21 protein-coding genes are annotated in these 22,027 nt (G+C 69.2%); 13 read left to right on the top strand and 8 right to left on the bottom strand.

What is annotated here, in order from left to right; translation table 11 throughout:
* Positions 1-14 precede the first annotated feature (14 nt).
* The 4 genes from U1F38_RS08980 (at position 15) to U1F38_RS08965 (ending at position 3,588) form a co-directional block, all read left to right on the top strand.
* Positions 15-1,535 carry a leucyl aminopeptidase gene (locus U1F38_RS08980; RefSeq protein ID WP_409986709.1) on the top strand — a complete coding sequence of 507 codons (1,521 nt, stop codon included), beginning with the start codon at positions 15-17 and terminating at the stop codon, positions 1,533-1,535.
* A 31-nt stretch (positions 1,536-1,566) separates the two neighbouring features.
* Complete coding sequence (locus U1F38_RS08975) at positions 1,567-2,013, top strand: DNA polymerase III subunit chi (RefSeq protein WP_409986708.1); 447 nt, start codon at positions 1,567-1,569, stop codon at positions 2,011-2,013.
* Positions 2,000-2,338, top strand: a complete 339-nt coding sequence (locus U1F38_RS08970; RefSeq protein WP_409986707.1) for a hypothetical protein — start codon at positions 2,000-2,002, stop codon at positions 2,336-2,338. Before U1F38_RS08975 ends, U1F38_RS08970 begins: the two co-directional genes overlap by 14 nt.
* A gap of 119 nt (positions 2,339-2,457) precedes the next feature.
* Positions 2,458-3,588: a branched-chain amino acid ABC transporter substrate-binding protein gene (locus U1F38_RS08965; RefSeq protein WP_409986706.1), complete on the top strand. Its 1,131-nt coding sequence runs from the start codon at positions 2,458-2,460 to the stop codon at positions 3,586-3,588.
* A 46-nt stretch (positions 3,589-3,634) separates the two neighbouring features.
* Here the strand turns inward: U1F38_RS08965 and U1F38_RS08960 are convergent, their stop codons facing one another.
* From U1F38_RS08960 to U1F38_RS08950, 3 genes are all read right to left on the bottom strand, one after another.
* A complete protein-coding gene (locus U1F38_RS08960; protein WP_409986705.1) occupies positions 3,635-4,531 on the bottom strand; it encodes an EamA family transporter in 897 nt (298 codons plus the stop codon).
* Positions 4,528-6,564 (bottom strand): FAD-dependent 5-carboxymethylaminomethyl-2-thiouridine(34) oxidoreductase MnmC, encoded by a 2,037-nt coding sequence (mnmC, locus tag U1F38_RS08955; RefSeq protein ID WP_409986704.1) that lies wholly within the window; start codon positions 6,562-6,564, stop codon positions 4,528-4,530. The genes U1F38_RS08960 and mnmC overlap by 4 nt, the downstream gene beginning before the upstream one ends.
* Positions 6,565-6,672: 108 nt before the next feature.
* Positions 6,673-6,945 carry an oxidative damage protection protein gene (locus U1F38_RS08950; RefSeq protein WP_409986703.1) on the bottom strand — a complete coding sequence of 91 codons (273 nt, stop codon included), beginning with the start codon at positions 6,943-6,945 and terminating at the stop codon, positions 6,673-6,675.
* 137 nt (positions 6,946-7,082) lie between these two features.
* Here U1F38_RS08950 and U1F38_RS08945 point away from each other — a divergent pair, with 137 nt between their 5' ends.
* Positions 7,083-8,165, top strand: coding sequence for a DUF6817 domain-containing protein (locus tag U1F38_RS08945; protein ID WP_409986702.1), 1,083 nt, complete (start codon positions 7,083-7,085; stop codon positions 8,163-8,165).
* 194 nt (positions 8,166-8,359) lie between these two features.
* On the top strand, positions 8,360-9,649 hold the full coding sequence (locus U1F38_RS08940; protein WP_409986701.1) for an O-acetylhomoserine aminocarboxypropyltransferase/cysteine synthase family protein: 1,290 nt from the start codon (positions 8,360-8,362) through the stop codon (positions 9,647-9,649).
* 201 nt (positions 9,650-9,850) lie between these two features.
* Here the strand turns inward: U1F38_RS08940 and lpdA are convergent, their stop codons facing one another.
* The 5 genes from lpdA to msbA all read right to left on the bottom strand — a co-directional run bounded on the left by lpdA (position 9,851) and on the right by msbA (position 17,071).
* A complete protein-coding gene (lpdA, locus tag U1F38_RS08935; protein WP_409986700.1) occupies positions 9,851-11,248 on the bottom strand; it encodes a dihydrolipoyl dehydrogenase in 1,398 nt (465 codons plus the stop codon).
* A gap of 173 nt (positions 11,249-11,421) precedes the next feature.
* Entirely contained in the window at positions 11,422-12,792 is a 1,371-nt protein-coding gene (locus U1F38_RS08930; RefSeq protein ID WP_409986699.1) for a dihydrolipoamide acetyltransferase family protein, read from the bottom strand.
* A gap of 4 nt (positions 12,793-12,796) precedes the next feature.
* A complete protein-coding gene (locus tag U1F38_RS08925; protein WP_409986698.1) occupies positions 12,797-13,837 on the bottom strand; it encodes an alpha-ketoacid dehydrogenase subunit beta in 1,041 nt (346 codons plus the stop codon).
* A 3-nt stretch (positions 13,838-13,840) separates the two neighbouring features.
* A complete protein-coding gene (locus tag U1F38_RS08920) occupies positions 13,841-15,076 on the bottom strand; it encodes a 3-methyl-2-oxobutanoate dehydrogenase (2-methylpropanoyl-transferring) subunit alpha (RefSeq protein WP_409986697.1) in 1,236 nt (411 codons plus the stop codon).
* Between the two features lie 198 nt (positions 15,077-15,274).
* A complete protein-coding gene (gene msbA / locus U1F38_RS08915) occupies positions 15,275-17,071 on the bottom strand; it encodes a lipid A export permease/ATP-binding protein MsbA (protein ID WP_409986696.1) in 1,797 nt (598 codons plus the stop codon).
* A 208-nt stretch (positions 17,072-17,279) separates the two neighbouring features.
* Between msbA and tolB the strand changes: the two genes are divergently transcribed.
* The 7 genes from tolB to rplI all read left to right on the top strand — a co-directional run bounded on the left by tolB (position 17,280) and on the right by rplI (position 22,007).
* Positions 17,280-18,581, top strand: a complete 1,302-nt coding sequence (tolB, locus tag U1F38_RS08910; protein ID WP_409986695.1) for a Tol-Pal system beta propeller repeat protein TolB — start codon at positions 17,280-17,282, stop codon at positions 18,579-18,581.
* Between the two features lie 214 nt (positions 18,582-18,795).
* Positions 18,796-19,335, top strand: coding sequence for a peptidoglycan-associated lipoprotein Pal (pal, locus tag U1F38_RS08905; RefSeq protein ID WP_409986694.1), 540 nt, complete (start codon positions 18,796-18,798; stop codon positions 19,333-19,335).
* A 2-nt stretch (positions 19,336-19,337) separates the two neighbouring features.
* Positions 19,338-20,117 (top strand): tol-pal system protein YbgF, encoded by a 780-nt coding sequence (ybgF, locus tag U1F38_RS08900; RefSeq protein WP_409986693.1) that lies wholly within the window; start codon positions 19,338-19,340, stop codon positions 20,115-20,117.
* A gap of 440 nt (positions 20,118-20,557) precedes the next feature.
* Positions 20,558-20,923, top strand: coding sequence for a 30S ribosomal protein S6 (gene rpsF / locus U1F38_RS08895; protein WP_409986692.1), 366 nt, complete (start codon positions 20,558-20,560; stop codon positions 20,921-20,923).
* A gap of 25 nt (positions 20,924-20,948) precedes the next feature.
* Positions 20,949-21,257, top strand: coding sequence for a primosomal replication protein N (priB, locus tag U1F38_RS08890; protein WP_409986691.1), 309 nt, complete (start codon positions 20,949-20,951; stop codon positions 21,255-21,257).
* Between the two features lies 1 nt (position 21,258).
* A complete protein-coding gene (rpsR, locus tag U1F38_RS08885; RefSeq protein ID WP_409986690.1) occupies positions 21,259-21,540 on the top strand; it encodes a 30S ribosomal protein S18 in 282 nt (93 codons plus the stop codon).
* A 14-nt stretch (positions 21,541-21,554) separates the two neighbouring features.
* Entirely contained in the window at positions 21,555-22,007 is a 453-nt protein-coding gene (gene rplI / locus U1F38_RS08880) for a 50S ribosomal protein L9 (RefSeq protein WP_409986689.1), read from the top strand.
* Positions 22,008-22,027: the final 20 nt, after the last annotated feature.

Below are 22,027 nucleotides of genomic sequence, written 5' to 3'. Positions count from 1 at the left end.
AGCAACACGCGATTATGGACGTTGAACTCGGCGCACTGCGCTTTGACACCGCCGCCACCCGCCGCACGCCGGCGCTGCTGGTGCTGGTGGCCGATGGATTTCAGGCCGCCGGCGATGACGCGCTGTCGGCGTGGATCGGCAAGGCCCTGGCCAGCGGCGACTTCAAGACCGAGGCGGGGCGGCTGACGACCTCGTTCGGCGCGCCCGCCCTGGCCGCCGAGCGCCTGGTGCTGGCCGGCATCGGCGACGGCCACCCGGCGCGCGTGCGCAAGGCGGTGGCGGCGGGCGTTGCGGCCTTGCGTGCCAGCGCGGCCGACGCGGTCACCGTGTGCTTTGCCCAGCAACCCCAGGCGGTGCACGCCGCCACGCTGGCGCTGCTCGAGGCCGGCTACAGCTACCAGACCACCAAGAGCCGGCCCGACCCCAAGAAGAAGACGCCCTCGCTCAAGAGCGCCGTGATCGGCGTGCCCAGCGTGGCCGCGGCGCGCGCCGACTTCGAGCGCGCGCTGGGCACCGCCCATGGCGTCGCCCTGGCGCGCGAATGGGCCAACCGCCCGCCCAACCACGCCACGCCCACCCTGCTGGCCGGCGCGGCGCGCCAGCTGGCCAAGCGGCCGGGCATCGACTGCCAGGTGCTGGGGCCCAAGGAGGTCGCCAAGCTGGGCATGGGGGCGTTTCAGGCCGTGGCGCAGGGCTCGGGCGAGGAGCTGCGCTTCATCGTGCTGCGCTACACCGGCGCGGGCAAAAGCGCGGCGCCGGTCGCCCTGGTGGGCAAGGGCATCACCTTCGACAGCGGCGGCATCTCGATCAAGCCCGCCGCCGACATGGACCAGATGAAGTTCGACATGGGCGGCGCCGCCAGCGTGCTGGGCGTGTTCCGCGCGCTGGCCGACCTGAAGCCCGCGCTCAACGTGGTCGGCCTGATCCCGGCGTGCGAGAACATGCCCGACGGCCGCGCCGTCAAGCCCGGCGACGTGGTGAGCAGCCTGAGCGGTCAGACCATCGAGATCCTGAACACCGACGCCGAAGGGCGCCTGGTGCTGTGCGACGCGCTGACCTATGCCGAGCGCTTCAAGCCGCGCGCCGTGATCGACATTGCCACGCTCACCGGCGCCTGCGTGGTGGCGCTGGGCGAGGTGCGCAGCGGCCTGTTTGCCGCCGACGAGGCGCTGGGCCAGGCGCTGCAGGCCGCCGGCGAGCGCGCGCTGGACCCGTGCTGGCGCATGCCGCTGGACGACGAATACGCCGAGGGCCTGAAAACCAACTTTGCCGACGTGGCCAACGTCGCCGGCCGCTACGGCGGCGCCATCACCGCGGCCAAATTCCTGCAGCGCTTTGCCAAGGCCTACCCGTGGGCGCATCTGGACATTGCCGGCACCGCCTGGAAGCAGGGCGCCAACAAGGGCGCCACCGGCCGGCCGGTGGGCCTGCTGGTCGAATACCTGCTGGCGCTGGCTGCCGACGCAGCGGCACCCCAGGCGGGTGCCAAGGCCAAGACGAAGGGCCGGGCGGCGCGGCGCGCGGCGTCGGCCTGAGCGCGCTTCGCTCTTCCGTGGCGCGCAGCGCATGACCGAGGTTCAGTTTCACGTCAACGTGCCCGACAAGGTGCACTACGCCTGCCGCCTGCTGCGCAAGGCGCAGGCCAGCGGCGCGCGCATCGGCGTGCTGGCGCCGCCGGATGTGCTGGACGCGCTGGACGTGGCGCTGTGGCGCTTTTCGGCGACGGACTTCGTCGCCCATTGCCGGGCCGACGCGCCGCCAGCCATGCGTGCCGCCTCACCCATCGTGCTGGCGCAGGACTGTGCCGCGCTGGACGCCGACCGGGTGCTGCTGCACCTGGGGCGCGAACTGCCCGACGGCTTCGAGCGCTTTGCGCGCCTGATCGAGCTGGTGGGCGCCGACCCCGAGGACTTGGCCCAGGGGCGCCTGCGCTGGCGCCATTACGCCACGCACGGCCATTCCCCCCAGCGGCACGACGTCGCCCAGCCAGCCGAGCACCATGACCCCCGATAACGCCAACCTTCCGCCCAGCGCGCCCCACCGCTACATCCCCACGCTGACCGAGCGTGCCAGCGACGGGCCACCGCCGGCCGGGCAGCCGGCCCCGGCGCCCGAGGCCGCCCGCGCCCCCACGGCCGGCGCCACCGTGACGGCCGAGCAGGTGCTGGCCTTGCTGGCGCCTGATCTGGATCAACGAATCAGCGAGGCCATCGCCCAGGCCTTGCACGAACAGATGCTGGGCCTGGGCGCGCGCGTGCGCCGCAGCGTGGCCGCCGTGGTGCAGGACGCCGTGGACACCGCCTTGCGGCAAGCCCGGCGCGGCCCGATGTCGGGATAAACCCGCGGTTCGGGCCGGCGGCGGATTAGCGTGTTCCCTATATGTTTCGCGCCGGATTTGCGCTATCGTTCGCGCCCGTTGACGCGCTGTTGCGTCATCCAACTTACGGAGGTTTTTTCATGCAGCTTCAACTGAAACTGACCGTGGCCGCGGCCCTGGTGGCCGCTTGTGGCATGGCCAGCGCGCAAGAGCAGGTCGTCAAGATCGGCAGCGTGGCGCCGATGTCCGGCGGTCAGGCGCACTACGGCAAGGACAACGCCAACGGCGTGCTGATGGCCATTGCCGACCTGAACAAGCAAAACATCACGATCGGCGGCAAAAAGATCAAGTGGGAAGCCGACGTCGAGGACGACGCCGCCGATCCCAAGCAGGGCACCGCCGTGGCGCAAAAGCTGTGTGACATGAAGGTCAACGGCGTGGTCGGCCACCTGAACTCGGGCACCACCATTCCGGCCTCCAAGATCTACCACGACTGCGGCATTCCCATGGTGACCGGCGCGGCCACCAACCCCGACCTGACCAAGCCGGGCTACAAGGAAATCTACCGCATCATCGCCAACGACAGCGCACTGGGTGCCGGCATGGCGCACTACGCCAAGGACGTCCTGAAGATCAAGACGGTGGCCGTCATCGACGACCGCACCGCCTACGGCCAGGGCTTGGCCGACATCTTCGCCGACACTGCCAAGAAGCTGGGCCTGAACGTGGTCGAACGCCAGTACACCACCGACAAGGCCACCGACTTCCTGCCCATCCTGACCGCCATCAAGGGCAAGAAGCCCGACGCCATCTTCTTTGGCGGCATGGACCCGCAAGGCGGCCCGATGCTGCGCCAGATGGACCAGCTGGGCATGACCGGCGTGAAGTTCATGGGTGGCGACGGCCTGTGCACCGTCAAGCTGGCCGAGCTGTCCAATGGCGCCAAGTCGCTGGCCAACACGGCCTGCGCCGAAGGCGGCACCTCGCTGCAGAAGATGCCTGGCGGCGTGGAATGGAAGAAGCGCTATGACGCGGCCTATCCGGGCCAGTTCCAGGTCTACAGCCCCTACACCTACGACGCCACCATGCTGCTGGCCGACGCCATGAAGCGTGCCGACTCGGTCGATCCGAAGGTCTACAACGCCAAGCTGGAGCAAGCCAACTACAAGGGCATCACCTCCACCATCGCGTTCGAGCCCAACCACGAGGTCAAGAACGCAGCCATCACGATCTCGACCTATCCGAACGGCAAGAAGACGCCGCTGGATTGATCCAGTTGCTCCGCTCTTGAAAAGCCACCCTTCGGGGTGGCTTTTTTCATGAGCGCCAGGCCCGGCTCACGTGCGGCCACAGCAGGTTGAGCGCCAGGCCGGCCATGATCAGCCCGGCGGCCAGCAGCTTCCAGGGCGGCAGGGGCTCGGCCAATACCACGGCCGACGCGCCCATGCCGAACACCGGCACCAGCAGCGAAAACGGCGAGATGGTGGCCGCCGGATAGCGCGCCAGCAGCCAGGCCCACACGCCGTAGCCGAAGATGGTGTTGCCCACCGACTGCCAGGCCACGGCGGCCCAGGTCACGGCATCGGCCTGGGCCAGGCCGGCGGCCATGCGCGGCCAGCCTTCCAGCACCCAGCTCATTGCCAGCAGCGGCGGCACCGCGAACAGGCTGGACCAGGCGATGTAGGCCAGCACGTTCACCGGCCCGGCCGCGCGGCTGGCGATGTTGCCCAGGGCCCAGCACAGCGCCGCGCCCAGTGTCAGCGCCAGGCCCAGCAGCGTGGTGTGGCCGTCGGTGTGGCTGGCGATGATGGCAATGCCTGCCACCGCGATCAGCGCGGCCACGCCCTGAAAGGCGCGCACGCGCTCGCCACTGGTCAGCATGGCCAGCGCCACCGTGAAGAACACCTGCGCCTGCACCACCAGCGAGGCCAGGCCGGGCGTGATGTCGCGCGTCATGCCGTAGAACAGCAGGCCGAACTGGCCCACGCCGATCACCAGCCCGTAGAAGGCCAGGTTGCCCCACGAGGCCTGCGGGCGGCGCACGAAGAACACCAGCGGAACGGCGGCCAGCGCAAAGCGCAGCGCCGCCAGCAGCAGCGGCGGCAGGTGCGCCAGCGCGAACTTGATGATGACGAAATTGGTGCCCCACACGGCCACCACGGCCAGGATCAGCAGCAGGTGGCGCAGGGTGAGCGGGGTGGTGCGCAGGGTCATGATGGCGTGGGTCTGCCGGCGGGAACGTCCGGCGGGGCAAAGCGTCGCGCACGCAACCGCCGCGCCAGCGAGCGGGCCACGGGCAGCGGCTCGTCGTGCAGCGTGGCGGCCAGCAGCTCGCCGCACAGCACGGCCAGCGTCAGGCCGCGTGCGCCCAGGCCGGTGCACAGGTGGATGGGCAGCGCTTCGGCTGGTATCGAATCGATAGCTGCTCGCGCTTGATTGGCGGGCGCTACGGCCCGATTTGATTCAAATTCGTCGCTGGGGCGCCACCCCCAGGCACCAACGGCCGGCAGCCGGTCGGGCAGGGTGGCGCGCACCCCCGCCCAAGCCTGGGCGCGGCCGTCCGTCCATTGCGGGGCCAGGGCGGCAGCGGCGCCGGGCAGCAGGTCGGCCAGGCGCTGGTGATTGGCAGCGTGATCGTCGGCTTTCAACTCGGGCTGCGCGCTGTCCCGCTCGAAGGTCGAGCCCGTGACCCAGCGCGGGCCGTCCGCGCCCGGCAGGTGGGCGATCAGGCTGCCGTGGCCGTTGACGGGAAACGCGGGCAAGGCGCCATCGGCCGCGCCGCCCGGCATGGGGCCGAAAGCCACCTGGCCGCGCAGCGCGTGCAGGGGCAGGGCGTCGTCCAGCAGGGCCAGGGATTGAAAGCCGGCAGCGATGACGACCAGCTCGACCTCGGCCAGCGTATCGCCGCGCGCATCGCGCAGATGCCAGCGGCGGTCGGCGCGGTCGATGCGCGCCACGGTGCAACTGCCGTGCCACGCCACGCCCGGCGCCGCCAGCATGGCGCGCACCAGCGCGGCGGGCCGGACCCAGCCGGCGCGCTGGTGCCACAGCGCCGGGTGACTGTCGTCCAGCGGCACCTGAGCGGCCTGCGCCTGGGCGCGCGTCAGGGCGTGGTCGCCGGCCAGGCTTTCGGCCTGCGTGGCCACCGGCAGTTCGTCGGCCTGCCAGGCGGCGGGTCGGCGGCGCTTGCCGGGCTCGTGGCGCTCCAGCACGCCGCTGGCGGCAAAGTCATGGCCCGCGCGCAGCAGGCCGGCCGCGCGCGTCAGCGTGGCGCGTGCGCCGGCGTGCGTGAGCTGCGACAGCGGCCGGTCGTCGGGCGACACGTGGGGCGCCACCACGCCCGCGGGCAGCGCACTGGCGCCAGCGGCGGGCTCGGGCGCGGCGTCGAGCACGCGCACCTGCCAGCCGCGCCGCGCCAGGCTGAAGGCCACCGCCGCACCAGCCAGGCCGCCGCCGATGATGGCGCAGCGCGCGGGCGGCTGCGGCCAGCTCGGTTCGGCGTCGGCGCGGGCGCGGGGCGTCCAGCGCGGGGCGTAGCGCGCACGCAAGGCGTGGCGCTTGGGCGGCAGGCCGGGCACGCGCTCGATGGTGAAGCCGCAAGCCGCCAGGCGCTCGCGCACGTCGCCGGCCACGCACCAGGTGGCGGCGCGCGCGCCCGGTCGCATCAGGCGCGCGGCGGCCTTGAACGTGGCCGCGCTCCACATGTCGGGGTTGCGCTCAGGCGCAAAGCCGTCCAGAAAGAGAGCGTCGTGCGCGCCGCTCAGCTCGGCCAGCATCGGGCGCACATCGCCCACGGCCAGGGTCAGCTGCACGCGCTCGTCGTCAAAGCTCAGGCGGTGCACGCCGGGCAGCAGGCCACGCCACTGGGCGGCCAGCGCGGCGGCCAGCGGGGCCAGCTCGGCAAAGGGCGCGGCGCTGCGGATCAGGTCGTCGGCCTCGCAGACCCAGGCCTCCACCGCCGTATAGAACAGCCGCGCCGGTCGCTGCGGGTCGCGGCGCCAGGCCTGCCAGGTGGCCAGAAAGTTCAGGCCCAGGCCAAAGCCGGTCTCCAGCACGGCCCAGCGCGGCGCACCGGCCCAGGCGGTGGCTTGTCCGGCGTCGGCCAGCAGGTCGCAGCCGTGCAGAAAGACGTGGCGCGCCTGCGCCAGGCCGCCATCACCCGCGCTGCCGTGGCTGCGGTAGATGTCGCCAAAGCGCGCGCTGGTGGGCGTGCCGTCGTCGCGCCAGAGGACGGGGGAGGGCGGCATCCGATGGACTATTAAATCAGGAGCTGCTTGCGCACATCAGGCGCGCGCTGCGGATGGATTTGGCTTGAAAATGAATTCGCCGGCCGCACAGGCGCGCGCCAGCGGCGCTCACGCCTTGGGTGCCACGTAGCCGGCGGCCTGCTCGGCGCCGTCGCCAAAGAAGTGCGCCTCCATCTGCCGGCGCAGGTAGGCACGCGCATTGGCATCGGCCAGGTTCAGGCGGTTCTCGTTGACCAGCATGGTCTGCTGACGCAACCACTCCTGCCAGGCCTGCTTGCTGACGCTGGCCCAGATGCGCTGGCCCAGCTCGCCGGGGTAGGGCGGCAAGTCCAGGCCCTCGGCCTCGGTGCCGAGCTTGATGCAGTGGACCATGCGTGCCATATCCCGATTTCCTTGGTGCGTATCTGTTCGAGCGAAGCCTTGGATTATCGGGTCTCTCGCCGCGGGGCGTTGGCGCAAGCCGTCGATCGGCAAGAATTCGCCGATACTGCGTCAGGCCCATTCACCTTGCCACCTCCATGACTTCCGCCCTTACGTTTGCCCCGCTCGACCCCGACCTGCACCAGCGCGCCTTGGCGCTGCTGGACGACGAATGGCTGGCCCGCGACGCCGACCTGGCCCCCGTGCTGCCCATCGTGCTGGCGCGCGGCGTGGGGCAGGACTGGCACAAGGCCGGCACCTTTCGCCACCACCTGGTGGGCGTGGCGCGCAGCCTGGCGCTGTGGCGCCAGCCGCGCGACGTGCGCCTGCTGGGCCTGCTGCACAGCGTGTACGGCAACGCCTTTGTCGACCTGGTCAAGTTCGACCCCGAGCGCGAGCGCGCCCGCCTGCGCGACGCCGTGGGCGAACGCGCCGAGCAGCTGGTGTACCTGTTTTGCACCGCCTCGCGCGCGCAGTTCGTGCGCCAGGTGCTGGCTGGGCAGATCGATGCCGACGGCAGCGTGCAGGTGCATGAGCACCGCCTGCCGGCCGACGTGGTGGCCGCCTTCATCATCGTCAGCATGGCCGACACCTGCGAGCAGTGGTTTGCCTGGCAGGACGACATCTACAGCGGCTTTCCGGACGTGCCGCACGTGCCCCAGGCCGCACACTGGATGGCCGCGCTGTGGCCCGGCCCCATGCGCCCGCCCAGCCGAATTTATGCGCAGATCAGCGCGCTGGGGGCGGCGCTGCAGCATCCGGCATTGAAAGGCCTGCTGCCCATGCCGCCGGTGTTCGAGCACTGCACGCGCACGCTGTCCGCCAGCGACGAAGCCGCCGCGTCGTCGCTCTACTGGTCGGTCATCTCGCAGGCCCAGCCGCTGGTGCAGATGGACGGCGCCGTCGCCGCGCTGGAGCACGCCGCGCGCCTCAACCCCTGGGTGGGCGAGCCGCAGATGGTGCTGGCCCAGCTCCACCTGATCGCCGGCCGCAGCCAAGAGGCTCAGGCCGCCGCCACCGGCGCCCTGCAGTGCTACAGCGCCTGGGGCAACGCCTGGGACAAGCGCGTGCAGTGGGACGCCTGGATGGCCTGGGCCCGCATCCTGCGCCAGGGCGCGCAGACGGGCGCGTGGCCCGAGCGGCTGGACAAGCTCAACAATGTGGCGCTGAAGGCCGCATAAGCTCATGCGCAATCTGTCTGATCCGCGGCGCATGGCGCGGGGCGCGCGCCGCTAGACTTTCGCAGTCTGGCCGCTGCATGGGATGTCATTAAGGCGGTGCGCAGAAGTTTTAGACAAATCTGCTGCTGACGCTTTCCAAGCAAGCGCAAGCAGCTATCAAAACCAGAGTTTTCCAAGCCTTCAAGGAGCATTCGATGAGCGATTCGTGGAAGTTCGAGACCCAGTCCGTGCACGCCGGCTACACGCCCGACCCGACGACCAAGTCGGTGGCCGTGCCCATCTATCAAACGGTGTCCTACGCCTTCGACGACACGCAGCACGGGGCCGACCTGTTCGACCTCAAGGTGCCGGGCAACATCTACACCCGCATCATGAACCCGACCACCGCCGTGCTGGAGCAGCGGCTGGCCGCGCTGGAAGGCGGCGTGGGCGCGCTGGCGCTGGCCTCGGGCATGACGGCGATCCACTACGCCATCCAGACCATCGCGGCGGCGGGCGACAACATCGTCTCCACCTCCACGCTGTACGGCGGCACCTACAACCTGTTTGCGCACACCTTCCCGCAGATGGGCATCGAGGTGCGCTTTGCCGACTACCGCGACCCGGCCGCCTTCGGCAAGCTGATCGACGCGCGCACCAAGGCGGTGTTCTGCGAATCCATCGGTAACCCGCTGGGCAACGCCACCGACCTGGCCGCACTGGCCAAGGTGGCGCACGAGCACGGCGTGCCGCTGATCGTGGACAACACGGTGCCCAGCCCCTATCTGTGCCGCCCGTTCGAGCATGGCGCCGACATCGTGGTGCATGCCGCCACCAAGTACATCGGCGGCCACGGCAACAGCATGGGCGGCGTCATCGTCGATTCGGGCAAGTTCCCCTGGGCCGAGCACAAGCAGCGCTTTGCGCGCCTGAACGAGCCCGACGTCAGCTACCACGGCGTGGTCTATACCGAGGCGCTGGGCGCCGCCGCCTACATCGGTCGCGCGCGCGTCGTGCCGCTGCGCAACCTGGGCGGCGCCATCAGTCCCATGAACGCCTTCTTGCTGCTGCAAGGCCTGCAAACCCTGCCGCTGCGCATGGACCGCACCTGTGCCAACGCGCTGGCCATTGCCCAGTACCTGCAAAAGCACCCCAAGGTGGCCTCGGTCAACTACGCCGGCCTGCCCGAGCACCCCGACCACGCCGTTGTCCAGCGCCTGATGGGCGGGCGCGCCTCCGGCATCATCAGCTTCACGCTCAAGGCCGCCGATGGCCGCGCCGCCGGCGGGCGCTTTCAGGATGCGCTGGGCCTGTTCCTGCGCCTGGTCAACATCGGCGACACCAAATCGCTGGCCTGCCACCCCGCCAGCACCACGCACCGCCAGCTCAGCCCCGAAGAGCTGGCCAAGGCGGGCGTGTCCGAAGGCATGGTGCGCCTGTCGGTGGGCATCGAGCACATCGATGATTTGCTGGCCGACCTGGAGCAGGCACTGGGCAAAGTTTGAGTGCATGCCGGGCTTTGAAACGGACGGGTTTCGATCCAGCCGAAGCACCCCTAGGCAGGCACATCCAGCAAGCGCCGATCGGGCGTGCGCGACCCGCGAGCTGCGAGGCCGTGCAAAAGCAATAGCTGCCAGCGCTTGATCCGCAAGCGCTGGCAGGTGTTTTTATTCTGACGATCGCGCACGGCCGGCGGTGCTGCGCGATCAAACGTGCAAGGCCTGCCCCAGCGCCCGCAGCGCTGCCTCCTGCACCGCCTCGCCCAGCGTGGGATGGGCGTGGATGGTGTGGCCCACGTCCTCCAGCCGCGCGCCCATCTCGATGGACTGGGTGAAGGCGGCGGCCAGCTCGGACACGCCGCCGCCCACGGCCTGCCAGCCGAGGATCAGGTGGTTGTCCTTGCGGGCGACCACGCGCACGAAGCCGGTGGTGGATTCGAGCGTCATGGCGCGGCCGTTGGCGGCGAAGGGGAAGTGCGCTTCGATGCAGTCGATGCCCGCGGCCTTGGCTTCGGCAGGGGTGCGGCCGGCGACGACGACCTCGGGATCGGTGAAGCACACGGCGGGAATGGCCATGGGTTCGAAGCGACGGTTTTTGCCCGCCACCTGCTCGGCCACGCATTCGCCCTGCGCCATGGCGCGGTGGGCCAGCATGGGCTCGCCGGTCACGTCGCCAATGGCCCACACGTTGCGCATCGAGGTGCGGCAATGCGCGTCGATGGCCACGTGGCGCCCCGCCATGTCCAGTTGCAGCGATTCAAGGCCGAAGCCGGCGGTGCGCGGGCGCCGGCCCACGGCCACCAGCACGCGGTCGGCGGGCAGGGTGAAGTCCTCGGCTTTCACATCGCTGCGCACGTGCACGCCGTGTTTGGCGTCCCAGCCTTGCACCTTGCAGCCCAGGTGCAGGGTGATGCCGCTTTTCTTGAGCGCCTCCAGCACGGGCTGCGTCAGCTCCGGGTCGTAGGTGGGCAGCACGCGGTCGATGGCCTCGACCACCGTGACGTCGGCGCCCAGCTTGCGGTAGGCCATGCCCAGCTCCAGCCCGATGTAGCCGGCGCCGACAACGACCAGGCGCTTGGGGATGGCGTCGGGCGACAGGGCCTGCGTCGATGACCAGATGGCGCCCCCGAAGGGCATGCTGGGCAGCTCGACCGGCTCGGAGCCGGTGGCCAGCAGCAGGTGCTCGCAGCGCACGCGCACCGGCTCGCCCTCATGCAGTTTGACGGTCACGGTCTTGCCGTCGTCGATGTGGGCCCAGCCCTTGAGGACCTGCACGCCGGCCTTGCGCAGCAGCGCGCCCACGCCGCCGGTCAGGCGCTGCACGATGCCGTCCTTCCAGCGCACGGTTTGCGCGATGTCGATGCCCGGGTCGGCCACGCGAATGCCCAGGGGCGAGCCCTTGGCCTGGTGGCGCGCCTGCTCGAACGCGTGCGCGGCGTGGATCAGCGCCTTGGATGGGATGCAGCCGATGTTCAGGCAAGTGCCGCCGGGGCTGGCGCCTTCGGCCAGCACGGTGGGCACGCCCAGTTGCCCGGCGCGGATGGCTGCCACATAGCCGCCGGGGCCGCCGCCGATGACCAGCAGTTTGGTTGAGAGTTCTTTCATTTCAATTTTCCATTGCGTTGCGCACCACCTGCTGACCATGAACCGCAAAGAGCCGAACGGCCGCGGAGCAGGCCAGGCCAGCGGACGCCGTGGAGCGGGCTTGGCCCGGCCACTGGCGTCGTCCCCCTTCAGGGGGAAGGCGCCGAAGGCGACTCAGGGGGTGTTTCATTTCTTTACTCCACGAACAGCAGGGCCGGGGTTTCGAGCAGGGCGCGCACGGCCTGGATGAAGCGTGCCGCGTCCATGCCGTCCACCACGCGGTGGTCGAACGAGGACGAGAGGTTCATCAGCTGGCGCGCCACCACCTGGCCGCCACGCAGCATGGGCCGCTCGATGATGCGGTTGACGCCGACGATGGCGACCTCGGGGTGGTTGATGACGGGGGTGGTGACGATGCCGCCCAGCGTGCCCAGGCTGGTGATGGTGATGGTGGAGCCCGACAGTTCGTCACGCGCGGCCTTGCCGGTGCGCGCGCCCTCGGCCACGCGGGCCACGCCGGCGGCGCAGGCCCACAAATCCAGCGCTTCGGCGTGGCGCAGCACGGGCACCATCAGGCCGCCGTCGGTCTGCGTGGCAATGCCCAGGTGAACGGCCTCAAAGCGGGTGACCACGCCGGCCTCGTCGTCGTAGCGGGCGTTGACCTGCGGAAACTCGCGCAGCGCCAGCACCAGCGCGCGCGCCAGAAAGGGCAGCAGCGTGAGCTTGCCGCGCGCGGCGCCGTGGATGGCGTTGAGGCGCTGGCGCAGGGCCTCCAGCTCGGTCACGTCCACCTCTTCGACATAGCTGAAGTGCGGGATGCGGCGCTTGGCCTCCTGCATCTTCTGCGCGATCTTGCGGCGCAGGCCGATGACGGGAATCTGCTCCTCGCCATGGCGCTCCACGTAGGGCGATGCGCCCGCGGCCCCGGTCTGTCCGCCAGCGGCATAGGCGTCCAGGTCGGCGTGCTCGATGCGCCCGGCCGGCCCGCTGCCGTGCACGCGCCGCAGGTCGATCCCCATGTCCAGCGCGCGGCGGCGCACGGCGGGCGAGGCCAGGGGGCGATCGCCTTCCTTGCGCGCGACGGCGGCTGGCTGTGCTCGCGATGCTATGCGTTCAGTAGCTGCTGGCGCTGGTTGCACGGGGGCTGGCGCCGATTTTTTTTCTCGACCTGCCGTTGCGCTTGCTCCCTCCCCCGCTGGGGGAGGGTTGGGGTGGGGGCCAGCGGCGGCGTGCCGCCCAGCCGCTGCGCCCATGGCAGGCAGGCCCCCATCCCCGCCTTCCCCCAGAGGGGGAAGGAGTGAGGACTCCTTCAGGTTGCCCTCACCCTCCACTTCCAGCCGCACCAGCTCGGCGCCAACGGCCAAGACCTGGCCCACGGCGCCGCCCAAGGCCAGCACTTTGCCGTGGGTGTGCGCCGGCACCTCGACCGTGGCCTTGTCGGTCATCACGTCGGCCAGGTGCTGGTCTTCCACCACGGCGTCGCCCGGCTTGACGTGCCAGGCCACCAGTTCCACTTCGGCAATGCCCTCGCCAATGTCGGGCACGCGAATCACGTAAATACCCATGGCGTCAACCCTCCACAGCGCGTTTGAGGGCTTCGGCAACGCGCGAAGGCCCGGGGAAGTAGGCCCATTCCTGGGCATGCGGATAGGGCGTGTCCCAGCCCGTCACGCGCTCGATGGGCGCCTCCAGGTGATAGAAGCAGTGCTCCTGCACCAGCGCCACCAGCTCGGCGCCAAAGCCGCTGGTGCGTGTGGCCTCGTGGACGACGACGCAGCAGCCGGTTTTCTTGACGGAATCGACGATGGTGTCCAGATCGAGCGGCCAGATGCTGCGCAAATCGATGATCTCGGCGTCGATGCCGCTCTCGCGCGCCGCGGCTTCGGCCACCCACACCATGGTGCCGTAGGTGAGCACCGTCACCGCCTTGCCGGGGCGAAACACCGCCGCCTTGTCCAGCGGCACCTTGAAGTAGCCCTCGGGCACCTTGCCCATGTCGTGCTTGGACCAGGGCACGACGGGCTTGTCGTGGTGGCCGTCGAAGGGGCCGTTGTACAGGCGCTTGGGCTCCAGAAAGATGACGGGGTCGTCGCACTCGATGGAGGCGATGAGCAGGCCCTTGGCGTCATACGGGTTGCTGGGCATCACGGTGCGCAGGCCGCACACGTGGGTAAAAAACGCCTCGGGGCTCTGGCTGTGCGTCTGGCCGCCGTAGATGCCGCCGCCGCAGGGCATGCGGATCGTCATGCTGGCGGTGAAGTCGCCCGCCGAGCGGTGGCGCAGGCGCGCCGCCTCGGACACGATCTGGTCGGTGGCGGGGTAGAAGTAATCGGCAAACTGGATTTCGACCACGGGTTTGAGTCCATAGGCGGCCATGCCGATGGCGGTGCCGACGATGCCCGATTCACTGATCGGTGCGTCGAAGCAGCGCGTCTTGCCGTACTTGGCCTGCAGGCCTTCGGTAACGCGAAACACGCCGCCGAAGTAACCCACGTCCTCGCCGTAGACGATGACGTTGTCGTCGCGGCCCATCATCACGTCCAGGCCCGAGCGCAGGGCCTGGATCATGGTCATGGGGACGGTCTTGGATTCCGGTTTTTTGTCCGCCATGGCTTACACCCCCATCTGCTGGCGCTGCCGGCGCAGGTGCTCCGGCATCTCGTGGTACACGTCGTCAAAGATGGTCGCGGCGCTGGGCACGCGGCCATCCAGCAGGGTGCCGTGGCGCTCGGCCTCTTTTTGCGCGGCGATGATTTCGATCTCCAGCTCCTTGTGCGTGTGCTCGTGCCGGGCCTCGGTCCATTCGCCGATGGCGATCAGGTGCTTTTTCAGGCGCGCGATCGGGTCGCCCAGCGGAAAGCGCTGCCAGTCATCGGCGGGGCGGTACTTGCTCGGGTCGTCGGACGTGGAATGGGGCCCGGCGCGGTAGGTTTCCCACTCGATCAACGTGGGGCCGTGGTTGGTGCGCGCGCGCTCGGCCGCCCATTGCGAGGCGGCGTACACCGCCAGAAAGTCATTGCCGTCCACCCGCAGCGAGGCCAGGCCCACACCCACGCCGCGCTGGGCAAAGGTGGTGCCTTCGCCGCCGGCGATGGACTGGAAGGTGGAGATGGCCCACTGGTTGTTGACCACGTTGATGATGACCGGCGCGTGATACACGTGGGCGAAGGTCAGCGCCGTGTGAAAGTCACTCTCGGCCGTGGAGCCATCGCCGATCCAGGCCGAGGCGATTTTTGTGTCGCCCTTGATGGCCGAGGCCATCGCCCAGCCCACGGCCTGCGGCACCTGCGTGGCCAGGTTGCCCGAGATGCTGAAAAAACCCGCGCGCTTGTACGAGTACATCACCGGCAGCTGGCGGCCCTTGATCGGGTCGCGCTCGTTGCTCATCAGCTGGCAGATCAGCTCGACCAGCGAGATGTCGTCGCGCGAGAGCAGCAGGCCCTGCTGGCGATAGGTGGGAAAGCACATGTCGCCGTCCTGCAGCGCCATCGCGTGGGCCACGGCAATGGCTTCTTCGCCCAGGCACTGCATGTAGAACGACAGCTTTTTCTGGCGCTGCGCGTTCAGCATGCGGGCGTCAAAAATGCGCGTCTTCATCATGGCACGCAGGCCGCGGCGCAGGCGCTCGGGGTGCATCGCCGGCACCCAGGGGCCGACGGCCTTGCCCTCATCGTCCAGCACGCGCACCAGGCTGGTGGCCAGGTCGGCCGTGTCGGCGGCTGGGGTGTCGGTGGGGGGGCGGCGCACGCTGCCGGCGGGCGAGGTGCTGAGGTACGAAAAATCGGTCTTGTGGCCCGGCCGCCCCGTGGGCTCGGGCACGTGCAGCGTGAGCGCTGGGTGCACTGTCATGGTCTGTCTCCGGTCTCGCAATCGTGTTGCGTGCCTCGTTGCAGGGTCTCGGGCGGCACGCCGGGGGTGGTGGCGCTCCGTCCGTCTTGTTTGCGCGGTAGCGCAGGCGCGATCGTACCGGAGCGCGGCCCCATGCTGCACCCGCCGCAAAAAAATTGTCGCCGGCGGGGGCTTGGGCCGGCGCCTGCGCAGGGCCGCTCAGGGCGCGTCGGCGCGGGCGGGTGCCGACTGCCCGTGCAGCCGCGCGTACAGGCCGCCGAGGGCCAGCAACTGGGCGTGCGTGCCTTGCTCGACCACGCGGCCGCGCTCCATCACCACGATGCGGTCGGCGCGTTCGATGGTGGACAGGCGGTGCGCGATGACCAGGGTGGTGCGCCCGGTCATGGCGGTGTTCAGTGCCTGCTGCACCAGGCGCTCGCTGTGCGTGTCCAGCGCGGACGTGGCTTCGTCCAGCAGCAGCACGGGGGCGTTCTTGTACAGCGCGCGGGCAATGGCCAGGCGCTGGCGCTGCCCGCCCGACAGCTCGGTGGCGTTGTGGCCTACCCGCGTGTCGATGCCCTGGGGCAGGGCGGCCACGTGCTCGGCCAGGTTGGCCTGCGCCAGGCAGCGCTGCACGCGCTCGCGGTCGATCGGCTCGGCCCCCAGCGCCACATTGGCGGCGATGCTGTCGTTGAGCATGGTCACGTCCTGGCCGACCAGCGCGAACTGCGCGCGCAGTGCGGCCAGCGGCCACTGCGTGATGTCGATGCCGTCCAGCTCGATGCGGCCGGCATCGGGCGCGACGAAGCGTGGCAGCAGGTTGACCAGCGTGGTCTTGCCCGAGCCCGAGGGCCCCACGAGGGCCACCGTCTCGCCGGCGCGTACAGCCAGATCCACGCCGTCCAGCGCCGGCGCGGCGTCGTCGCGGTAGTGCACGCTGACGCCGTGCAGCGCGATGTCGCCGCGCGCGGGTGTTGCGGGCGCGCTGGCGTGCGGCGGGTCGGGCTCGGGGCGCACCGTGTCCAGCAGCTCCAGCCCGCGCTCCAGCGCGGCCAGCCCGCGCGTGACCGGATGCACCACGTCGGCGAGGCGCCGCGTGGGCGACACCAGCATCAGCATGGCGCCGATGAAGGCCACGAAACCGCCCACCGTGATGGCACCGCCGCCCCCGCCGCTGCGCCCCTGCGACAGCGCAATGGCGATCACGGTGGACAGCGCGATGGCGGCCACCAGTTGCGACAAGGGCATGGTGGCGGCCGAGGCGCGCGTGGCCTTCAGCGCCAGATCGCGCAGGCGCCGGCTCAACTGCGCAAAGCGCCGGCTTTGCAGCGTCTGGGCCTGGTGCAGGCGCACCATGCGGTGCGAGAGCACGTTCTCTTCCACCACGTAGGCCAGCTCGTCGGTGGCGTCCTGGCTCTCGCGCGTGACCCGGTACAACTGGCGCGAGAGCACCTTCAGGATCAGCGCCACGGCCGGCACCAGCACCAGCACGATCAGCGTCAGCTTCCAGTTCAGGTAGATCAGGTAGGCCATCAGCGCCACCACCGTGAAGCCGTCGCGCCCCAGGTTGAGCAGGGCCTGCACCAGCAGGGTGGAGCCGGTCTGCACCTCGTAGACGATGGTGTTGGCCAGCTGGCTGGCCGACTGGCGCGAGAACAGGCTCAGGTCGGCGTGCAGCAGGCGCTCGAACAGCTGCTGGCGCAGCACCACCATGCCGTCGGCGGCGATGCGCGAGAGCGCGTATTTGCTGGCGAACTGCGCCAGTCCGCGCAGCACGAACAGGCCGATGATGGCGGTGGGCACCATCCACAACTGCAACTCGCCCTCGGTGAAGCCCTTGTCCAGCAGGGGCTTGAGCAACGCCGGTATGGCGGGCTCGGTCAGGGCGCTCATGAAAGTGGCGCCGATGGCCAAAAACCACCCCGTCCGATACTGCCCGAAATACGGCCACAGGCGGCGCAGGCGTTGCCACAGCGAGGCGACGACGGCGGGGTCTGGGGTGGGTTCGGCGGACATGCGGGCGGTGGCGGGAGAGCGTCGATTCTAGGGGGCGGCACTGTGCGTCCCGTCGCACGCCCCTGCGCGGTCGCGGGAACCATTGGCCGCGCGATCCCTCTCAACGGTTTTCAAGGCGGCGCTACAGTTTGTGACCTGGCGCCGCTTCACATGTGTAACATCGGCCCTCATGCGCTATCTGCTGCGGGCCGTTTTCTGATCGCATTGCATGAACATTGACTCCTCCTTCCGCCGAGTGCCAGACGGCTACCGGCGCAGCCTGTTGGGCGCATTGCTGTTGACTCCCGCGTTGCCGGCGCTGGCGCAGTTTCGCGTCGAGGTTTCCGGCGTGGGCCTGACGCAGATGCCTATTGCCCTGGTGCCGTTTCGTGGCGAGCCGGCTTCGCCCCAGCCCATCAGTGCCATCATTCGCGCCGACCTGGAGCGCAGCGGCCAGTTTCGCGCCGTGGACGCCGCGGGCGCCGCGATGGACGAGACCACGCGCCCGGACATGTCGAGCTGGCGCCAGCGCGGGGCCGATTCGCTGGCCGGCGGCAGCGTGTCACCCTTGGCCGATGGCCGCTGGGACGTGCGCTTTCGCCTGTGGGACGTGGTGCGCGATGCGGACCTGGGCGGGCAGGGCTACGTGGTGCCAAAGGCCGACCTGCGCCTGGCCGCCCACAAGAGCGCCGACTACATCTACGAGAAGCTGACCGGCGACAAGGGCGTGTTCTCCACCCGTATCGCCTACGTCACGCAAAACGGCAAGCGCTACACCCTGTGGGTGGCCGATGCCGACGGTGAGAACGCGCAGCCGGCGCTGTCCAGCCCCGAGTCCATCATCTCGCCGCGCTGGTCGCCCGACGGGCGCCAGTTGGCCTACGTATCCTTCGAGGCGCGCAAGCCGGTCATTTACGTGCATGACGTCGCCAGCGGCCGCCGGCGCCTGCTGGCCAACTTCAAGGGATCCAACAGCGCACCGGCCTGGTCGCCGGACGGGCGCTCGCTGGTGATCACGCTCTCGCGCGACGGTGGCTCGCAGCTCTACCAGATCAGCGCCAGCGGTGGCGAGCCGCGGCGCCTGACGCAGTCGCAAAGCATCGATACCGAGCCGGCCTTTTCGCCCGATGGCAAGAGTTTGTATTTCGTCAGCGACCGTGGCGGCGCGCCGCAGATCTACCGCATGCCCGCGGGCGGCGGTGCAGCGCAGCGCGTCACGTTCGGCGGCAGCTACAACGTTTCGCCCAACCTCAGCGCCGACGGCCGCTGGATGGCCTACGTCGCCCGCACGGGCGGCGCGTTCAAGCTGAACGTGATGGATCTGGCCAGCGGCAATTCGACGGCCATCACCGACACCGGCGATGACGAAAGCCCCAGTTTCGCCCCCAACAGCAAGCTGATCGTCTACGCCACCCGCCAGGGCGGGCGCGAGGCGCTCATGACCACCACGGTGGACGGCAAGATCAAGGCGCGCCTGGCTGGTCAGGCCGGTGACCTGCGCGAGCCCACCTGGGGCCCGTATTCGCGCTGAAATCCATGAATCACCCCCAGTCTCCACACGCTTCGCGTTGTTTCGCCTCCCCCCTTCAAGGGGGCATCGCCAGTAGCCGGGGAGACCCCGGCCACGGCGATCGCTGGCATGGCCTGCTCCGCGGCCGATGGGTTCTTTGGGTTTTGCGCTCTGTGGGCGGTGTTTGACGCCCCAGGCCACTGACAAGTTTTGTTGACACACAGGAGAAAACAGGATGTTCAAACGTTATTTCATGCTTGCCGCCATGGCCTTGTCCCTGGTGCTGGCGGGCTGCGGCTCCGACGTGAAGCTGGATCAACCCGCCGAGGGTTCGTCGACGGCCGCCGGCGCGGGCACGGGTGGAGCGCAAGGTCAGGGCACGGGGCAAAGCTCGGTCACCCAAGTGCAGGCTGGCGCCTCGGCCGCCGACAAGGCCGGCCCGGTGGGCGTGGCCAAGGTGATTTATTTTGACTATGACAGCTACACCGTCAAGCCCGACTACCAGTCGGTGATCGACCAGCACGCGCGCTTTTTGCAATCGCGCCCCAACGCCCGCCTGGTGCTGGAGGGCAACACCGACCAGCGCGGCAGCCGCGAGTACAACCTGGCCTTGGGCCAGAAGCGTGCCGAGGCCGTGCGCCGCGCCCTGACCCTGGTGGGCGCCAACGACAGCCAGATCGAGGCCGTGAGCTTCGGCAAGGAAAAGCCGGCCGTTGAAGGCACCAGCGAAGAGGCCTACGCCAAGAACCGCCGCGTCGAGTTTCGCTACCAGTGAACATGATCATCGCTACGCCCAGACCCCTGCTGCGCGCTTTGGCGCTGGCCGGCGCCGTGCTGCTTGCGTGGCCGGCGCACGCCCAGCTTTTTGGTGACGACCAGGCGCGCCAGGCCATCCTGGACTTGCGCCAGCGCTTCGACCAGGCCGTCACTGCGCAAAACCGCCTGGTGGACGAAAACACCCAGCTGCGCCGCAGCATGCTCGACTTGCAGCAGCAAATCCAGCTGCTGCGCGACGACCTGGCGCGCTCGCGAGGCCAGGAGGAGCAGTTGCAGCAGCAGATCGCCGAGCTGCAAAAGCGCCAGACCAGCGCGCTCGATGGCTTGGAGCAGCGGCTGCAGAAGCTGGAGAAAACCCAACCTTCCAATGCCGAGGGCACCAGCGCCCCCGGGGCTGCCGACGGCGGCGCCGAGAAACAGGACTACGACGCGGCGCTGGCGGTGTTTCGCAAGGGCGACTACGCCGGCGCCCAAACGGGCTTTGCCAACTTCGTCAAGCGCTACCCCAGCAGCGCGCTGGCGCCTGCTGCGCTGTTCTGGCTGGGCAACGCGCAGTACGCCACGCGCAACTACAAGGAGGCCATCACCAACTTCCGCTCGCTGCTGGCGGCCGCGCCCAACCACGCCAAGGCGCCCGAGGCCATGCTGTCCATCGCCAACTGCCAGGTCGAGCTGAAGGACGTGGCCGGCGCGCGCACCACGCTGAACGGGTTGATCAAGACCTATCCGCAGTCCGAGGCCGCGCAAGCCGGGCGTGAACGCCTGTCGAAGCTGAAATAAGCCACCCCCCAGTCTCCACTCGCTGCGCGATGTTTCGCCGGGTGCTCGCCGCCGGAGACGGCGTCCCTTCGATCTTTCCAGTGCTGCGCAGGCAGATCTGGAGCCGCCAGACCTCAGCCCCCTTGCAGGCGGCCGAGCCTGCGCACAAAAGGTCCGGTGGACGTTTTGTTGGCCGGCGAGGGGCCGGGCCACTGGCCCGGCGCGGCCTGCAAGGCTCGCCAGTGACCGGGGAGACCCCGGCCACGGCGATCGCTGGCGTGGCCTGCTCCGCGGCCTCTCGGCTCGTCGGACTTCGGCGCCGCGGGTGGTGGTTGGCGCTGCGGACGGCTGAACTTCGCAAACTGCTATAATTCTTGGTTCCTTGCCGCATCCCGTTCGACGCCGGGGGCGGCTTTCTCTTTGGGCCTTGCCATGGGGCCCGCCATCCACAAGGAGTTTGAATGCGTCACTACGAGATCATTTTGCTGATCCACCCGGATCAGAGCGAGCAAGTGCCGGCCATGCTGGAGCGCTACAAGGGCATGGTCACCGCCGGCGGCGGCAAGATCCACCGCGTGGAAGACTGGGGCCGCCGTCAGCTGGCCTACCAGATCAACAAGCTGAGCAAGGCGCACTACCTGTGCGTCAACATCGAGGCCGACCAGACCGTGATGGGCGAGCTGGAGCACGCCTTCCGCTTCAACGACGCGGTGCTGCGCCACCTGACGGTGCAGCGCAAGAAGGCCGACACGGCGCCGTCTTCGATGATGAAGAGCGTCGAGCGCGAAGAAGCGCGCAAGGCCCAGCAGGCGGAGGCCGCCAACTGATTGCCCGCGGGCGGTGGGTGCGTCGGTGGTCAATCAGCTGCGTCTGAGCGCCACCCTCGCCGAAGCCGGCGCCTTGCGCCACACGCCCGCCGGTCTGCCGGCCCTGGACATGCGGCTCGAACACGAGTCGAGCATCCAGGAGGACGGCCAGATGCGACAGGTCAAGGCGCAGCTCAGGGCGATTGCCTTGGGCACGGTGGCCGAGCGGCTGGCGCGCCAGCCCATCGGCTCCAGTTGGTGCTTCAGTGGCTTTCTGGCCAGCCCCCGCCAAGGCAAGCACGTCGTGCTTCACGTTCAAGACTTTCAGCAAAACCCCATTCACGGAGGCTTTTAAAATGCCCGCATTCAAGAAATTCAACAAGGACAAGCGTCCCAAGCGCAACACCCAGTCGCTGCTGTTCAAGCGCAAGCGCTACTGCCGCTTCACTGTCGCCGGCGTCGAGGAGATCGACTACAAGGACGTTGACACCCTGCGCGACTTCATTGGCGAGAACGGCAAGATCGTGCCCGCCCGCCTGACCGGCACACGCGCCATCTACCAGCGCCAGCTCAACACCGCCATCAAGCGCGCGCGCTTTCTGGCCCTGGTGCCCTACACCGACCAGCACCGCGTCTGAGCAAGGAGCCATTCATGCAAGTCATTCTTCTGGACAAGGTCGTCAACCTGGGCACCCTGGGTGATGTGGTCAAGGTCAAGGACGGCTACGCCCGCAACTTCCTGATCCCCACCGGCCAGGCCCGCCGCGCCACCGCCGCTGCCAAGGCCGAGTTCGAGGCCCGCCGCGCCGAGCTGGAAAAGCACGCCGCCGAAAAACTGGCCGCCGCGCAAGCGCTGGGCGCCAAGCTGCACGAGCAGACCATCAAGCTGACCCAAAAGGCCGGCGTGGACGGCCGCCTGTTCGGCTCGGTCACCAACCACGACATTGCCGACGAGCTGAAAAAGCAGGGCTTTGACGTGCACAAGTCGCAAATCCGCCTGCCCAATGGCCCGATCAAGACCATCGGCGACACCACGGTGGCCGTGTCCCTGCACACCGACGTGGATGCCGAGATCATCGTCGCGGTTTACGGCGAGACGGCCTGACTCGGCGCTTCACCAAACCA

The organism is Ottowia sp. (assembly GCF_046348305.1).
Classification (GTDB): domain Bacteria; phylum Pseudomonadota; class Gammaproteobacteria; order Burkholderiales; family Burkholderiaceae_C; genus Ottowia.
Note: the sequence above shows the minus strand (reverse complement) of the source record. Positions and strands in the feature narration are given on the sequence as shown.

What these genes read in the sequence shown, in the direction of transcription:
- rplI (WP_409986689.1), top strand. Translation starts at nt 21,555, where the DNA reads ATGCAAGTCATTCTTCTGGACAAGGTCGTCAACCTGGGCACCCTGGGT.
- U1F38_RS08920 (WP_409986697.1), bottom strand. Translation starts at nt 15,076, where the DNA reads ATGACAGTGCACCCAGCGCTCACGCTGCACGTGCCCGAGCCCACGGGG.
- lpdA (WP_409986700.1), bottom strand. Translation starts at nt 11,248, where the DNA reads ATGAAAGAACTCTCAACCAAACTGCTGGTCATCGGCGGCGGCCCCGGC.
- mnmC (WP_409986704.1), bottom strand. Translation starts at nt 6,564, where the DNA reads ATGCCGCCCTCCCCCGTCCTCTGGCGCGACGACGGCACGCCCACCAGC.
- tolB (WP_409986695.1), top strand. Translation starts at nt 17,280, where the DNA reads ATGAACATTGACTCCTCCTTCCGCCGAGTGCCAGACGGCTACCGGCGC.
- U1F38_RS08960 (WP_409986705.1), bottom strand. Translation starts at nt 4,531, where the DNA reads ATGACCCTGCGCACCACCCCGCTCACCCTGCGCCACCTGCTGCTGATC.
- U1F38_RS08965 (WP_409986706.1), top strand. Translation starts at nt 2,458, where the DNA reads ATGCAGCTTCAACTGAAACTGACCGTGGCCGCGGCCCTGGTGGCCGCT.
- U1F38_RS08930 (WP_409986699.1), bottom strand. Translation starts at nt 12,792, where the DNA reads ATGGGTATTTACGTGATTCGCGTGCCCGACATTGGCGAGGGCATTGCC.
- U1F38_RS08940 (WP_409986701.1), top strand. Translation starts at nt 8,360, where the DNA reads ATGAGCGATTCGTGGAAGTTCGAGACCCAGTCCGTGCACGCCGGCTAC.
- U1F38_RS08980 (WP_409986709.1), top strand. Translation starts at nt 15, where the DNA reads ATGGACGTTGAACTCGGCGCACTGCGCTTTGACACCGCCGCCACCCGC.
- rpsR (WP_409986690.1), top strand. Translation starts at nt 21,259, where the DNA reads ATGCCCGCATTCAAGAAATTCAACAAGGACAAGCGTCCCAAGCGCAAC.
- U1F38_RS08970 (WP_409986707.1), top strand. Translation starts at nt 2,000, where the DNA reads ATGACCCCCGATAACGCCAACCTTCCGCCCAGCGCGCCCCACCGCTAC.
- U1F38_RS08975 (WP_409986708.1), top strand. Translation starts at nt 1,567, where the DNA reads ATGACCGAGGTTCAGTTTCACGTCAACGTGCCCGACAAGGTGCACTAC.
- U1F38_RS08950 (WP_409986703.1), bottom strand. Translation starts at nt 6,945, where the DNA reads ATGGCACGCATGGTCCACTGCATCAAGCTCGGCACCGAGGCCGAGGGC.
- pal (WP_409986694.1), top strand. Translation starts at nt 18,796, where the DNA reads ATGTTCAAACGTTATTTCATGCTTGCCGCCATGGCCTTGTCCCTGGTG.
- rpsF (WP_409986692.1), top strand. Translation starts at nt 20,558, where the DNA reads ATGCGTCACTACGAGATCATTTTGCTGATCCACCCGGATCAGAGCGAG.
- msbA (WP_409986696.1), bottom strand. Translation starts at nt 17,071, where the DNA reads ATGTCCGCCGAACCCACCCCAGACCCCGCCGTCGTCGCCTCGCTGTGG.
- ybgF (WP_409986693.1), top strand. Translation starts at nt 19,338, where the DNA reads ATGATCATCGCTACGCCCAGACCCCTGCTGCGCGCTTTGGCGCTGGCC.
- U1F38_RS08945 (WP_409986702.1), top strand. Translation starts at nt 7,083, where the DNA reads ATGACTTCCGCCCTTACGTTTGCCCCGCTCGACCCCGACCTGCACCAG.
- U1F38_RS08925 (WP_409986698.1), bottom strand. Translation starts at nt 13,837, where the DNA reads ATGGCGGACAAAAAACCGGAATCCAAGACCGTCCCCATGACCATGATC.